10 protein-coding genes and 4 pseudogenes are annotated in these 14,308 nt (G+C 56.5%); 5 read left to right on the top strand and 9 right to left on the bottom strand.

Going from position 1 to position 14,308, the window contains the following annotated elements:
• Nucleotides 1-290 precede the first annotated feature (290 nt).
• Both J5274_RS29170 and J5274_RS25730 read left to right on the top strand, forming a co-directional pair.
• Nucleotides 291-416, top strand: a complete 126-nt coding sequence (locus tag J5274_RS29170) for a hypothetical protein (RefSeq protein ID WP_257625754.1) — start codon at nt 291-293, stop codon at nt 414-416.
• A gap of 1,430 nt (nt 417-1,846) precedes the next feature.
• A complete protein-coding gene (locus tag J5274_RS25730) occupies nt 1,847-2,620 on the top strand; it encodes a cyclase family protein (protein ID WP_219275802.1) in 774 nt (257 codons plus the stop codon).
• Between the two features lie 46 nt (nt 2,621-2,666).
• Here J5274_RS25730 and J5274_RS29490 read toward each other — a convergent pair.
• The 4 genes and pseudogenes from J5274_RS29490 to J5274_RS25715 form a co-directional block, all read right to left on the bottom strand.
• Nucleotides 2,667-2,900, bottom strand: a pseudogene (locus J5274_RS29490) (hypothetical protein); the annotation flags it as partial.
• 65 nt (nt 2,901-2,965) lie between these two features.
• A pseudogene (locus tag J5274_RS25725) lies at nt 2,966-3,680 on the bottom strand (IS256 family transposase); the annotation flags it as partial.
• An 84-nt stretch (nt 3,681-3,764) separates the two neighbouring features.
• Nucleotides 3,765-5,276 (bottom strand): group II intron reverse transcriptase/maturase, encoded by a 1,512-nt coding sequence (ltrA, locus tag J5274_RS25720; RefSeq protein ID WP_257625761.1) that lies wholly within the window; start codon nt 5,274-5,276, stop codon nt 3,765-3,767.
• Between the two features lie 620 nt (nt 5,277-5,896).
• Nucleotides 5,897-6,399: pseudogene (locus J5274_RS25715) on the bottom strand (transposase); the annotation flags it as partial.
• A gap of 178 nt (nt 6,400-6,577) precedes the next feature.
• Between J5274_RS25715 and J5274_RS25710 the strand changes: the two are divergent.
• Nucleotides 6,578-7,618, top strand: a complete 1,041-nt coding sequence (locus J5274_RS25710; protein WP_219275800.1) for an IS110 family transposase — start codon at nt 6,578-6,580, stop codon at nt 7,616-7,618.
• A gap of 257 nt (nt 7,619-7,875) precedes the next feature.
• Here the strand turns inward: J5274_RS25710 and J5274_RS25705 are convergent.
• Nucleotides 7,876-8,148: pseudogene (locus tag J5274_RS25705) on the bottom strand (IS21 family transposase); the annotation flags it as partial.
• Here J5274_RS25705 and J5274_RS25700 point away from each other — a divergent pair.
• The gene (locus tag J5274_RS25700) at nt 8,056-8,241 is read left to right on the top strand and encodes a hypothetical protein (protein ID WP_219276051.1); all 186 of its coding nucleotides are present in this window, start codon (nt 8,056-8,058) and stop codon (nt 8,239-8,241) included. The pseudogene J5274_RS25705 and the gene J5274_RS25700 sit on opposite strands and share 93 nt — an antisense overlap.
• An 80-nt stretch (nt 8,242-8,321) precedes the next feature.
• Nucleotides 8,322-8,759: a hypothetical protein gene (locus J5274_RS25695; protein ID WP_219275799.1), complete on the top strand. Its 438-nt coding sequence runs from the start codon at nt 8,322-8,324 to the stop codon at nt 8,757-8,759.
• 311 nt (nt 8,760-9,070) lie between these two features.
• On the opposite strand, the gene J5274_RS25690 is transcribed toward J5274_RS25695, so the two are convergent.
• The 4 genes from J5274_RS25690 to J5274_RS25675 form a co-directional block, all read right to left on the bottom strand.
• A complete protein-coding gene (locus J5274_RS25690) occupies nt 9,071-10,231 on the bottom strand; it encodes a glycosyltransferase (protein WP_219275798.1) in 1,161 nt (386 codons plus the stop codon).
• Nucleotides 10,232-10,403: 172 nt separating this feature from the next.
• Nucleotides 10,404-11,972 (bottom strand): glycosyltransferase family 39 protein, encoded by a 1,569-nt coding sequence (locus tag J5274_RS25685; protein WP_219275797.1) that lies wholly within the window; start codon nt 11,970-11,972, stop codon nt 10,404-10,406.
• An 866-nt stretch (nt 11,973-12,838) separates the two neighbouring features.
• Nucleotides 12,839-13,606, bottom strand: coding sequence for a hypothetical protein (locus J5274_RS25680; protein WP_219275796.1), 768 nt, complete (start codon nt 13,604-13,606; stop codon nt 12,839-12,841).
• Between the two features lie 157 nt (nt 13,607-13,763).
• The gene (locus tag J5274_RS25675; protein ID WP_219275795.1) at nt 13,764-14,141 is read right to left on the bottom strand and encodes a hypothetical protein; all 378 of its coding nucleotides are present in this window, start codon (nt 14,139-14,141) and stop codon (nt 13,764-13,766) included.
• Between the last annotated feature and the right edge of the window lie 167 nt (nt 14,142-14,308).

Here is a 14,308-nt window from a genome sequence, read left to right as displayed (position 1 = left end):
GGGCACAGCACGAACAATGCGATAGCGAAAACCGCCAGAATTTTTGCGCAATGAAACTCTGCCTGGTAGGTGTCGCCCGGTTTCTCGCGGTATCTCGGGAGATTATTATCGGCCAACGACGTCCCACGATTTGATTTGCGATTCAAATGTCGGCTGCGCGGAGTTTGGTCCCCCAACAAGATACGCACGATGCCCTAAAAATAGTGCGCTTGGTGGGAACTGGAGGAGCGCATGTTTACCTCCGCCGGTTGTTGTAGTTGTCGAGCTTGTAGGACGAACTGGACAGTCGCTTGAACAATAAGATCAAGTTTGCCCAATCCTTCATTCGCGAGCTTGGTAACTCCAACGACTGCGCGCCATCATTAAAGCGGTCGTTGATCGGCGCAAGCCTTGGCATCACGACCATGGAGGGGTGAGACGAGCGATCAGTTGAGCTGCGTTGGGGAACAAGGTTGCAGCGAGGTTCAAGGCTATTTGTTTGGAAATCCGCTTCCTCTCAGCGGCGTCCGCGAGGTGATACAGCGGCGGTTGCCGGGAGCTGCTTCAGGCTTGCAGTTGCTATTCCTGATGAGGACTAGTGCGTGGTCTTCGTCTCTTATGAGAGCTGGCTAGGGAAATCTGCACAGCTAGGGTAAGTGGAATTTCTGCCTGACTTCGGCTTAGATGCCGGGAACAGGAGATACCATGCCGAGACGACCGCGCCGGAACCACAGCCCGACTTTCAAGGCAAAGGTGGCGCTCGCCGCCATCCGAGGAGACCCGCAGATCACCATACCGGCCAGCGGCTTCTGTAAACGCCGTATCTACAGGCCTCACAGAAGACCGCACTCGATCACATGACCTTCGGTTCAAAGACTTCTTGCATCACGGGCGGCAACCACAGAACATTCGTCGACTTTTAGGAACACACACAGCGTCACACACCGCGCTCCTTGGTATAGAGCCGAACCATTGAGCTCTGTCTCGAAAATTATTAGCCGTGGATCATGAAAAAATCGAGATTGACAAGTTCCGCGTTTTAGGAAAAGTTACGTTATAACATACAACGAGCGAGCGATGGACAAACAGCTTTCCTTCACATTGCTTCCTGGCTTCCTCGGCGCCGGAAGCCCTCCTTCCCAATAAAATTCTTTGAACCTGGGGTTCGTATTGCTATAACTAACAAGGACATGAGCGGGATAAAGATTGATACGGCACCGATTTTCCGGCTTATTCAATATGGACAGAGCGAAAGGACCTTTGGTTTAAAGTAGCTTCAAAGGACAAAACTCCGGAGAGCGACGAATACAGCATCCGATCGTTTCTCGACCGCGAAGAGCGCACTTCCAATCCGATCAAGCTCCAGGCTATTCTTGATGGTCCGTGGTGCGGTACTGTTGGAAAAGAATTTTCTAGTTTACGGTGCAACTGAAGCAGCATGTCGGAAGAAAGCCAGACGGCCGCGATGTTGCGGACTTCCAGAATGGGCTTGTGGCGGTCGCAGTGCCGCGCAACCGCTGGCCAAGCGATCTGGCGAGCGTATGGCCATGGAATGTTCTCTTGGTCCAGTTGAGGAGATCGCCGGCACGAGATCGTCTTCATCGGCACCGATCCCTTGGGCCAGAGCTAGATCAGACAGCAACTCAGCGACTGTGTTATCGCCGGGAATGCCATCACCCTGTCATACCGCCACTGCCGGCAATCTATAAAGGCCAGGTGCTGACCCGTCGTGAGTTCGACCAGCAAGAATCGCGGGTGCCGGTCGGTATCACGCAACCGACGCATCTCGAGCGAAGTGCCGCGGAAAGGAACTGTCGGCGCAAGATGCTGCAATTGCAGATTAATTAGCGATAGTGGAGATTGGCGTATGAAACGGAAAATGGTTGACCTCTCGGTCTGCCTGGAAAACGATGTGATGTCCGATCCCCCTGGGCATGGACCAAGTATCGAGTACATTGACCACAAGGCAGCACTGCCGGGATTGCTCGGATTTTTCCCAGGGCTTACGGCTGGCGACCTTCCAGATGGGGAAGCGTGGGCCATAGAGCGGGTAAATCTCATGACGCATAACGGCACGCATCTTGATGCACCTTATCACTATGCGTCTACGATGGACGGGGGACACCGCGCTATCACGATAGACGAGGTTCCCTTAGAGTGGTGCTTTCAAGCCGGTGTCAAACTAGACTTTCGGCATTTCCCTGACGGATACGTCGCATCAGCTGCTGACGTTGAGGCCGAACTGGAGCGTATCGGCCATGTTATCTCGCCGCTGGATATCGTCGTTGTGAACACGCGCGCGGGCGAACGCTTCGGACATGTTGACTACGTCGCATCAGGCTGTGGGATGGGGCGCGAGGCGACGCTCTATCTGACAAAGCGCGGCGTACGCGTGACGGGTACCGACGGCTGGAGTTGGGACGCGCCTTTCGTGCAAACGGCGGGACGATACTCCGAAAGTGGTGACGCAAACCTCATTTGGGAGGGGCACAAGGCCGGGCGCGAAATAGGTTACTGCCATCTCGAAAAGCTTCACAATCTTGAAAAGCTGCCTGCGACGGGATTCATCATCGCTTGCTTCCCGGTAAAAATCCGGGCGGCATCGGCAGGATGGACACGAGCAGTCGCTATACTCGATTGAAAGCGTTCCTCTTGCTTGGCCTCGGTACAGCCGGCTGCAAGCAGGGTCAGTTTTTTTCAACGCGGACGCAGCGCTTTTCAATGATGGAGACTCGTGGGGAAATTACGCGGATATTGCCGTGCGGCGGTGCCGGCTTCACGGTCTCGCTTGCGGCAGGAGCCTGATCGAGACCAGATCTGAGAATGTTGGCGACAGACGAATAGGTCAGCGCATTGATGACCAACGCACGCTCACAGGCCAATTCCAGCCGATCGGTTTCGTAACGACGCGCCAGGGAGAGATCGTGTCCCAGGGCGTAGTGTAGCTTCGGCGATCGCCGTGCCTTCCGGACAAGCCGGGAACGGATCAGCTTGCCGCAGCGGGGAGGTTGATGAGCGGGTCATCGCTCATCGTGGCGATTGTCTCAAGTGTCATGTAGCGAGACGGCTGGACGGCCCACTCATCATTATGTTCGAGAAGGAGCGCGCCGACGAGCCTGACGATGGCGTCATCGTTGGGGAAGATACCGACAACCTCGGTGCGACGCTTGATCTCGCCGTTCAATCGCTCAATGGGGTTTGTCGAGTGTAACTTGGTCCAGTGCGCCTTGGGAAAGGTCATGTAGGCGAGCACGTCTTGCTCAGCGCTGTCCATGAGGGTGGCGAGTTTGGGAACCTTCGGTCTGATCTGATCGGCGACATTGCGCCATTGGGTGCTTGCGGCCTCTGGCGTGTCCTGAGCGAAAGCGGTGGCGATGAAGGCGGAAACGACGCGCCGCCCGCTCTTTCCCGGCATGAGCCAATGCATTGCGCATGAAGTGAACCCTGCAGCGCTGCCAGGTGGCGGCAAGAACCTTTGAAACGGCGGCCTTTATGCCTTCATGGGCGTCGGAGACAGCAAGCTTGACGCCGCGTAGTCCTCGCCTTGTCAGCTTGCGCAGGAATTCCGTCCAGATCGCTTCGGCCTCGGATGTGCCGATCTCCATGCCGAGCACCTCACGTCGGCCATCGGTGTTGACGCCCACCGCGATGATGACCGCGACAGAGACGATGCGCCCCCCGCGACGAACCTTCAGGTAGGTGGGATGAGTAGGCGATGCGCGCCTTACCGCATTACGGCGGCAGGTTTCGCATCGCCTCTCGCCGAACCGGACGTGCGCCTTTCGTTACGCATCCGGCTCTCCAGAAGACATGGCAAAGTCAGGCATGTCCATCCACGCGAGACGGTATCGCTCGACAGGTGTCCAGCCGAGCACGTGTTGCTCAATGGACCCTTCTCCCCAAACCCGTCTCGTCGCCCGGCGCCTGCTTGGCTGTTTTGAGCCCCACAGTTCGCTGGGTGTTGCCTTTGGACGTTTCTTACGTAGCCAGCAGTAAAGACGCAGGCCAATATACCAGTCGAGATCGACAAATACGCGGCCAGCGCCGACACAGTAGCGATAATAATTCGCCCATCCGCTGGTGATGGAATTCACCTTCCGGAGCTTTTCGCCAAGACTGATGGATATGCTGTCACGCTGCGTCAGTTGCTTGACCTTGTGACGCAGGTTGGCGGCCTTCGCCTTGGGTATTTCAACGCGCGGGCCATAGCCGTAGCGTTTATCCCAATGCGCGCTGAAGCGGAATCCGAGAAACTCGAAGCCCTCTGTCATGGCCGTTACCTTTGTCTTTTCCGGCGACAACGTTAGCCCGGTCGTCGCGATCAGGTAGTCGGCCAGAGCGGATTTCTCTGCCATAGCCTCCTCCAGCGATCCAGACACCAAAACCACGAAGTCGTCGGCGTAGCGCACCGGCAGAAACACACAGCGTCCTGCTATGCGATCACTGTCGCGGGCGCTCGCCGCTGCCGCCACCCCGTTGCTTTTGCGACGGGCTTGGGTCTTTCGGCGGTGATAGGCCCACCTTTCATACCGCTCCTCGATCGCACTAAGGGCGATGTTCGCAAGCAATGGTGAGATGATCCCGCCTTGAGGGGTACCGGCGTCCGTCCGCAAGAACTGATCCTCCGTCAAAACACCGGCCTTCAGGAAGGATCCGACCAATCGCACCACTCGTCGATCGCCAATACGCTTGCGCATCCGCTCGAGCAGGTGATGATGATTGATATTGTCGAAGCACCCTTTGATGTCCCCCTCGATCACCCAAGGGTATGGCAGCCGGTTTCGCCGGGTGTCCTTGTCCCGTTTCTGGGGCAAGGCTGCCCGACGAATGTACTCCAAGGCGCCGTGCGTGTTTCTACCGGGTCGGAACCCATAAGAGACATGCCAGAATTGCGCCTCGAAGATAGGCTCCAGAAGAATCTTGACCGCGCCTTGTACGACGCGATCTCTGATGGTGGGGATGCCCAAGGGCCGGAATTGCCCTGGTTTCCCAGCCTTTGGAATCAGTTTGCGTCTGGCCGGACTTGGCTGATATGCACCACTGCGCAGATCAGCTTGAAGATCGACCAGGAAGCGATACTCACTCCGGTTCCGGATGCGTCCCACCGTCATCCCGTCGACCCCGGCAGTGCGCCCTCCTTTGTTGGAGGCAACACGATGCCAGGCATGGCGGAGCACTCTGAGGTCGGTCAACCAACCCCACATGTCGCGCCACTGGTCGTCGGGATTTGCCTTACTCCACTGATAGAGTTTGCTTTGAATGCCGAGTACCCAGACTTTGTCTGCCCGATGATCCATGTCCACAGATCACTCCTCCGTCTTTGCAATCCTATCGTCTTCCTGCTTTCCTTCGCCCTGTATGCGGCTTTCCCGCACTCCGACTACTACGAAAGCTCCGCCCTTGGTGTCGTCCATATCTGGCCGTCGCAGCGAGCCCGGCTTCCGACCGGGCAAACGATCCAAGTTCCCGTGTTCCGATTTCCAACCTTTGTGCCGTTAGGCGGTGAGCTCTACCCCGTGCAATGCGGGAGATGGGGCATAGGAGCCAGTCCCATCTCGGGTCTCTTCGAGAACCCGGCAGTAAGGATAGACGAGCCTTACCGCCTCTGATCGCTCTTTCGTGCCTCCACGCCATCACGCTAATGAAAGCGATTTCTGTGGTTCGAGGCTTCTGACGCTCACTTCGTTGTCTCGCCATGGGCACTGCGGTAGCCCGGCCCGCGGTTGATGGCCCGCATCCGGTACAGTTAAGGCCAATCTGCTTATGCAACCCAATCGGCGACGCCCGATTAGGCTTCTTGGCCCCCTTCGATCTACTGCTCCTGCAAATCGGACGGCATCACAGCCGTCGGTCAAAAATCGGCAAGCTTGAGAGGTCACGCTAACTCATACGCACCTCCCGCGCCGCACGGCGCACCATCGATCCACAGGTATGGCCATTCGCCCTCGATGGGGCGGTCGAGGAAGGCTTTGACCTTGTCGTCGACCTCCTCACAGAGCCGGGACACCTGGCTCTTGGAGATGCCTGACATGCCCATGGCCTTGACCGCGACAAACTGCGTTTGCGCTGAGATCATCGACGGATCGGGTCGAAACGCCCTGGATATAGGCTTCCTGGATGACAGCCGTCAGGGCCTTCTCGGCCATGCGGCGCGGCTCAAGAAAGCTCGGGAAATAGCTGCCGGTGCGAAGCTTCGGAATGCGAAGCTCGACGGTGCCAGCCCGCCTCCCAGTCCCTGTCGCGATAGCCGTTGCGCTGGGCAAGCCGAAAGCCATTCTTCTCGCCATAGCCCGCGCCGGTCCTCGTGCCGACCTCGAGAGCCATCAGCTTCTCGGCAGCAATGCCGATCATCTCCCGGAGCAAATCAGCATCAGCGCTCTTCTCAACGAGGGAGCGCAGGTTCATCATGTCGTTGGTCATAGGTGGTGTCCTTCAGGTTGGCTCTAAGCAACCCGACCCTACCGGAAATCACCGGTGATCACCCTGTCAGCTACACCACATAGCGTAATCGCTCAGGGCCTAGCCTTCCAGGCGGCGGCTCTCCACACTGTCCCTTGTCAACTGTGGCCAGTGTGCCGAAGCTATGAGGAGAACCGCCATGAAGTATTATGCCGGACTGGATGTCAGCCAGCAAACGACCTCAATCTGCATCGTTGATGACGAAGGCAAGATTGTTGCCGAGCGGAAGGTAGCGTCGTGCCCAGACGCGATTGGGGAAGCGCTTGAACCGTTCTCGGTAACACGTGCAGGACTGGAAACCGGTCCCCTGTCGGTCTGGCTATGGAATGGATTGAAGGAACGCGGCGTTCCCATCGTCTGCATGGATGCTCGCCATGCCAATGCAGCCTTAAAGATGATGCCTGCCAAGACGGATCGCAACGACGCCATCGGCTTGGCGCAGATCGTTCGCACGGGTTGGTGCAAGAGCGTTCATGTCAAGTCGACGGCAAGCCACGAAGCTCGGGCGCTCCTTGCCACTCGTAGCCAACTTGTGCGAACGCGCTGCGACCTGGAAAACCAGATCAGAGGTGTCCTTCGCACCTTTGGTATCCTGTTTGGCAAACGGGTTGGTGGGTTCGCCAGGCGTGCTGAGGAAATCATCGATGGCGAGCTCGATGCGTCGCCGACAATCCGGGCTGTCGTGGAAGCATTGATGCGGGCACGTGCCAACATCCTTGAGCAGATCCGTCATCTTGAGGCGAAGGTTCGCTCGCTAGCGCGGCAGAACAATGTCGTCAGACGGCTGATGTCGGTCCCTGGTGTCGGCGTTATCACTGCGCTCGGTTTCGCCGCAACCATTGATGACCCGACACGCTTCAAACGATCATCCAGCGCCGGAGCCTATCTTGGGCTGACGCCTCGCATCTACGCCTCCGGTGAGACGATGAGATCCGGGCGGGTGTCTAAGCGGGGCGATGACTTTCTTCGACGCAGCCTTTATGAGGCAGCCAATGCGCTGCTGACACGTATTCCTCAGTTCTCCCCTTTGAAGAGCTGGGGATTACGCATCGCCCGGCGTGGCGGCTATCGAAAAGCGAAGGTCGCTGTCGCCCGAAAGCTCGCCGTGATCCTTCACTCGATGTGGATCTCCGGGGAACCCTTCCGCTGGTCATCGCAAGAGCCGAGTGAGCTCGCGTGATTTACGCCGTTATCCCTAGTTAGCTGAGACCAGCGAGATCGTCCGGTCAGGACGATGGCGCAGTCAAGACCGATCCCAGGAATGCGAGTGCTGGTTCGTCCAGATAACCGCGAACACCACATTGGTCGACTGAGCCTATCCAACGCCATGATGAGGCGGTCAAAGTGCCGACCTCGAAGAGAACCATGAGCCTGACCTGCGATGCCAGCTGCGACCAGCTTGACAACCGCGATTAGAGAACGCCCTGGGACACGATCCAGGGAGAGAATGCCCTGAGCGGATCTGTAGCCTTGCTCCGGGTGCGGCCGATCGCTGAGTAGACGCTCGATAAATATCGCAGTATTGGCCCCAACCTTCGCCGCTTCCTTGCGCAACGTGTAAGGCGTCGTGTTTGCATAGCGCTGGTGAGCTTTCGGCATATGCTCATTGACAGTGATATGGCCGGAACGCTGGGAGCTTCGGATGTGGCTGGCGACCCGCTTGTGGTCAAAGAAGATCTCGACCGCTCGATACGTCAGCCTGATATCGACCTTCCTGGGAATTCCGCTCTGAAGCCGGCCGCCATTCCAATCATTGACCGGCCACCGTTCCGATTTGAAGCCGGCCACCATTCCAATCAATAACCGGCCAGTTTCCGGCACTTAAATTCCCTTGGGTCAGCAACCTTGGCATGTGTCCCCTCGATATCCACGAGGGGAATTTAATGCCTGCAAAAAGAAAGCTGACCATGCGACACATTCGACAAATGCTGCGGCTTGCGGGTAGCGGAACGAGTAGCCACGAGATCGCGGTGATACTTGGCATTGCTCGCAGCACCGAGCAGGACAATTTGAAGCGGGCTGCGATGGCAGGGCTGAGTTGGCCGCTCGCCAGCGACCTGACAGACGATGTTCTTGAGGCCAAGCTTTTCGTCCACTCCGGCGTCAAGCAGGGCCAGCGATTGCGCCAAGAGCCCGATTGGGGCCCGTTTTCAATAGAGCTGAAGAAGCCAGGCGTTACGCTGCTTATCCTTTGGGAAGAATACCGCAGCATTCATCCAGATGGGTATGGATATAGCCGTTATGTTGCGGCCGAAATTATGTTGCGGAATCCCTCTGATGCTTTGCCGCAAAGCCGTCATTGGGTTCTTGACGCCACATAATTCAACGGCTGGGTAGCAAGCCTTTTCAAATGGAGGTTTGCTATGGATCCGATCTTTCTCAGAATATTTGGCAAAAGGTGGTGGAGACATGCCATTTGCCGACGAAACTAAACGCTCACTTCACTACTTTGCGGAACGCGGTGCCGCTCCTGGTTCTCTCAAAATCAAGCATAATAAGCTGTCGTGGATTGCCCTGCGCTGAGGGCCTGCTGGCCAGCGACATCGTCCAGTCATTCAACTGCGAAGCATGCGTTCTCCTGCCGTCCGCACCGAAATTGGTCGGCCATCGGCACCGACGGGCGGGCAGCTCGCTACAGCTTGCGCCAGGTGATGGCCGAGTTGGTCATATAGTTCCAAGCCGCGCCAATCGCTGCGCCCGCAAGGCCAGCCGCCCACCAACGTGGTTCGTTCTGATAGAAAGCTGATGAGACACCCACGCCGGCAACGACGCCCAAACTGCAGAGGGCCGCGAACATTCCAAGGCCCGTCAGGAAGCGCCAACCACGGCGGCGGCGATCCCTGTAGGTCAACGAGTTGTTCAGCGTATAGTTGAAGGTCATGGTAATCAGCATCGCCGCGGCCTGCGCCGTTGGAAAGGCTACATCGGACGTTAGTAGTATTCGCAGGATGCTCAGATGGATTGCAACCCCAGCCGAGCCGACCATGCAAAACGCCAGGAACCGGGCCGAAACCCTATCTCGCGAGGCCTTGGCGATAAGCAGGCCAAGATATTCGAAGACAACGCTAGCATCGAGCTTGCTCTCGCCGTAAAGACGCTGACTGAATAAATATGAGACTTCTTCAATCCTGATCGGCTTCGTCGACGATGCAACGATATCTAGAAGAATCTTGAAGCCCTGATGAGAAAGGCGCGGTGCGACCTCCTCGACAAACTCTCTGCGGATCATGAAGAAACCGCTCATCGGATCGCTCAGGCGAACTCCGAGAATCGACTGCGCCAATCCGACCGCCAGCCGGCTGCCTGCATGCCGGATCTTGGAGAGTCCGTTCGACGCTCCATCCGAACTGATATATCGACTGGCCACCACCAGGTCGGCTTCACCACGACGAATTACGGCAAGCATTTCAGTGAGACGCTTCTCATCATGCTGGAGGTCGGCGTCCATGACCGCTACAATGGAAGCGGAACTGGAAAGAATTCCTTCCAGGCACGCGCCAGCCAATCCTCGTCTGCCCACACGGCGGAGGCCACGGATGCGTCGATCGGATACCGAGAGCTGCCTGATCCTCTCCATCGTATCGTCGACGGAGTCGTCATCAACAAAAATGACCTCCCAATCGATGCCTTCGAGTGTGTCGTGCAGTCGCCCAACAAGAGTGGGTATGTTCTCGCTCTCGTTCAACGTCGGAATAACAATGGAAAGCGACGGCCCGGCATTGTGGAGATACGATTGGGCAATCGAAAGATCCGGATCGTCTTTAGTGAGGCGAGAAGCGGCAATTGAATTCATAAAATTTATGTCCTTCGAGCAGAAGCGAGACGAATAGCCCGATTTTCCGCATCAGCCGTTTGAGCGACAGAATTCCCCCAAACCGAGGTAAAAGACCGACGGTTTACTTTAAGCGGTGGTTCTTTCATTCAACCCTGACAGCCAACTGAACTCCGTTTCTCCTTCATCGATATTATTCAGATTTTTTTACGGTGTTAGCGCGGATTTCAGAGGACTTGAATTGGAAAACTAACCGCCATGGTGTCACTTGGTCGAGCATGAGATCAGCACCATAGAGCAATCCCGATATCCGTAACCGACGCGGTAGTAGAACTGGCCGATAGAAGCTCCATTCTTCCTGACGGTTTGGCTCCTGATATCCGTCAGCCGATCGAAATAGCGTCCGAGGTCCTGTTGTTCGACGTCCCCGCTTTTCACCCCGAACAAGATGATCGTCCGTCCTTGCATATCGGCAGGCTTGTACCAATAGCCGTACATCAGGCTGTCGTTTCCACGGACCGGCACCCACCGATTTCTGAATGACATCGGGACCCTGGCGGTTGTAGAATGCAATCTCGCTGGCGACGAAGTACTTGTCCATTCCTGCAAGCAGCACGCTTTGTCCCATTTCCTTCTCGACAGCCTGCTGCACGAGGCCGACCTGATGGCCGAACGCGTCCCAAGCGACAGGAAGCGTGCGGATGTTCCCGAGATGACCGACAAGTGGCAGTCCGACGACCAGATAGTGAAGAAAAACCGCGTAAATCGCCAGCGTTCCTACCAGCGTTGGGCCCCACAAACTGTTGATCGCGACCTCGAACTTGGAACTCTGGCCCGACTGGAAGAGCATGGCGGCTATGGCCGGCAGAATCGCCAACCAGACGGGGCCTGTCCAGTCGAGCTTGACCTGATGCACGAAGCTGAATGCCAAGAAGACGGACAAAGGTGCTGCGGTGAACACCGTGATGAGCAGCAGCTTTCTGCGAGTTTGGACGTCGGCGATCGGGGCGAGAACGGACCGGCGACGACGTGATACGAAGACGGCTAGCGCGGAGATAAGCCCAAGCGGTGTCAGCAAGAGTGCAGCGCTTGCCAGCAAAGACGGAGTTGAAAACGTTGCAGGGTCTTCCAGCCGCTGGGTGCTCTGAAACGCAAATGCAGCCCAACCATGAATGGCGTTCCAGTAGATCACGGGAGAAAACAGTGCCAAGGCGAGGGTGGCGGCAACATAGGGCTCGGGCTTCCTGAGCCAGCGGCGCGCCTTGGGGTCGAGGATGAGAAAGATGAGCGCTGCGGGACCAAGAAGCGCGATCGTGTATTTGGAAACCGTTCCAAGGCCGGCGCAAATTCCGACGCCCCACCAGGCCTGTCGCCTGTCAGCGATAAGAGCACGCTCTAGGAAATAGAGGGCACCCGCCCAAGCAACCGTCAGAGGCACGTCGGGCGTCATTATGAAGCCCGTGTAGAAAAAAGCGGGGAGCGTGGCAGTGAGAACGATGCAAATGATGGCCGTGGATTTGCCGAACAGGTTGGCAGTTAACCGGTAGAGGAAGAAGGCTGCTGCGATCCACGAAAGGTAGGCTCCGATTCGCACCCCGAATTCCGTGTTCCCGAACAGGCTGGTGCCGAGCCAGATCGTCCATGCGGCCATCGGCGGGTGATCGAGGTAGCCAATATCGACGTGCTGTGAAAAATTCCAATAATAGGCTTCTTCCGGGAGAAGGTTCACAAGCCCAAGGTAGGCCAGCCGCAAGGCCAGCATATAGCCGACTACGCCGAAGGCCGCCAGCCGCCAGCGATCGTCTGACAGGGAATCCGCAGAAGTTTGAAAAACAAAAAATCGGCTCCCCAAATAGCTCACGATCGCCGATGCGGCCGCCCCGGCGACAATCGATGCCAGCGGTGGCTAGTGCAGGAATTGACTCGCATCCGAAAGGACGCCTCCTCGCAGTCCGAAACCAAGAACGCAGATGGCGATGAAGCGCGCGGCTTCTGCCGAGACCTTGGCTCCTGGAGACCGCGGAATGGCTGGCGCTTGCGAGCAAACGACATAGCTGAAGACGGAGGAACAGACGAAACTAATCGTCAACGCAGGCAGGAAACCAACACTAGACTCGAAAAGTATCTCGAAGATTAGGACATCGATCGCTAGGGCTGTCAACGTTACCCAAAGTAAGTGGCGTACTGACCTGCCCGAGTGTTCATCAATCCTAAAGCCGGCCATATCTGGGACTTTTATATCCATCAACAGTTCTCTGAATGAATGCGCCGAAAACAGCGTCGTTGCTGCGCACGTCAGCCAATGGTTGGCTCGAACGATGATTGGTTTACCGTGTAGTGAGTTGTAATTTTGATCGTTCTGACCTGCGGGGCTCTCTGAGGTGTCCAGTTTCGTAGAATGCTCGGTGATTCCTAGCCCTCACAGGGTGTGTCCACCTATCCCGAGGCAGGGCACTCCTTCATAATCATGCGAATGCCTTTAACCCGTGGTGTATTTCGTTATGGCGGGACAAGCTGACAGTCGCCTGAACTCACCTCGACGGCCCAATGAATGTCAACGAGTGCGACTTTCAGTGGGCATGACACCGCTCTCCTGCACGCGTCCGACGAAATTCGATGCTGAATAGGTCAAGACCCCTGCCTGGCTGGGTCCCTATCTGTTCGCCACCTGGTAGAAAGCCAGGCGACGACGATCAGCAATGCTGTCGATACTGCTGAGGCCTGCCAAGTGCCCAGTTCCAGACCACCTTTTTCAAGTGGCTTCGTCAAGAAATCGCCGAAGGTTGCGCCGAAAGGCCGCGTGAAAACAAATGCCGCCCAGAAGAGAAAGACCGCGTTCATCTTCGTAAAGTAATGCAGCATGAGAACGAGCGCGATCACCCCAGAGGTAACGAGTGCGCCTTGCATATAGCTCAAGCCAATAAAATCAACGAGTGCATCGCCAAACGCTGTGCCTAAGCTGTTTGAAAATATCACAGCAATCCAAAACATAATTTCGGTGTCCCGGTCCGCGATCGGAACGACAGCCAAGTTTCCCTTGCGGTAGTACCAGACAGCCAGAGATAGCCCGAGACCTACAACAAGAACACACGATCCGGCGACATACCCAAGTCCAAAGGTCCTATCCATAATGTCTGAAACCTCGGTTCCAGCGGTCGTTGTGGCGACGATTGCTGCCCAGAACAGACCGGAGTGAAAAACCGTTGATCTAACCTGAAAAACGAGGATAGCGATTAGCAGCACCCCTGTTATCAAAAGGCCTACGACGTAACCGAGGTTCAGTGTCTGAGAGATGAAATCGCCTGCCGTTTCGCCAAGCGTGGTTGCGACGATTTTAGCAACCCAGAAAAAGACAGTAATTTCGGCGATCTTATTTATCGCGCCTAACTTATTCATTGGTGAGCTTTCATTATGGACGGAGGCCCGTCAATCACGGTTGTTGAGCGGGGCGCCCGTTGTTGCGGACGAACTTAACGGCTTGCGTATCCTCGCATTCGCCGGGCTTCATGCCATGCAATGAGTGAACGCGTTCCTCTCTCCAAGGAATTCTCCGCTATTTGGAAGCGGAGTTTCCTAATGTATTCGTGAGTTTAATTAGCGCAGATTCCACATTGTGTACGTCGGGCTTTCCCTTGCGCAGCGAAGAGATCGCGCCGTCGGCTGCATCGTCGATTACGCCCCAGCGTTGCTTATCTGCTGCATACAGTTTTGGTTCGGCAGCGTCCCAGGCGGTCTCAAAGTCAGTGATGCGATTTTTTGCACCGCCCAGGTCGCCCGCTTTCACGAGACGAAGCGTATCGGCCGCAATTGATTCGAAGGCCGAGAGATCGCCAAGTCCGCTCTGTGCCGCAGCAAATGCGGTCACCGGCAGAGAGGTCGCCATCAGCGCCGGAGGCACCAGGATAGAGAGGATCAGCATCAGTTTTTTCATCGTCGCCTCGGTTTGAACCGCGCAGCAAAGGCGCCACGCTGCAGTGCACAATGAAGCGGTTTGCTTACGGACACCTCGCTCGCACCATACCATTTGGTAATGTCGATAGAGACGCTCGAAGGATGGCGTCTCTATCGCGCCGCAGAAGCGGTAGGCGGACCGTTGGC

The sequence above is a fragment of the Rhizobium sp. L51/94 genome, from assembly GCF_019355555.1.
GTDB lineage: Bacteria > Pseudomonadota > Alphaproteobacteria > Rhizobiales > Rhizobiaceae > Rhizobium > Rhizobium rhododendri.
This window is presented reverse-complemented; position numbering and strand designations above follow the sequence as displayed.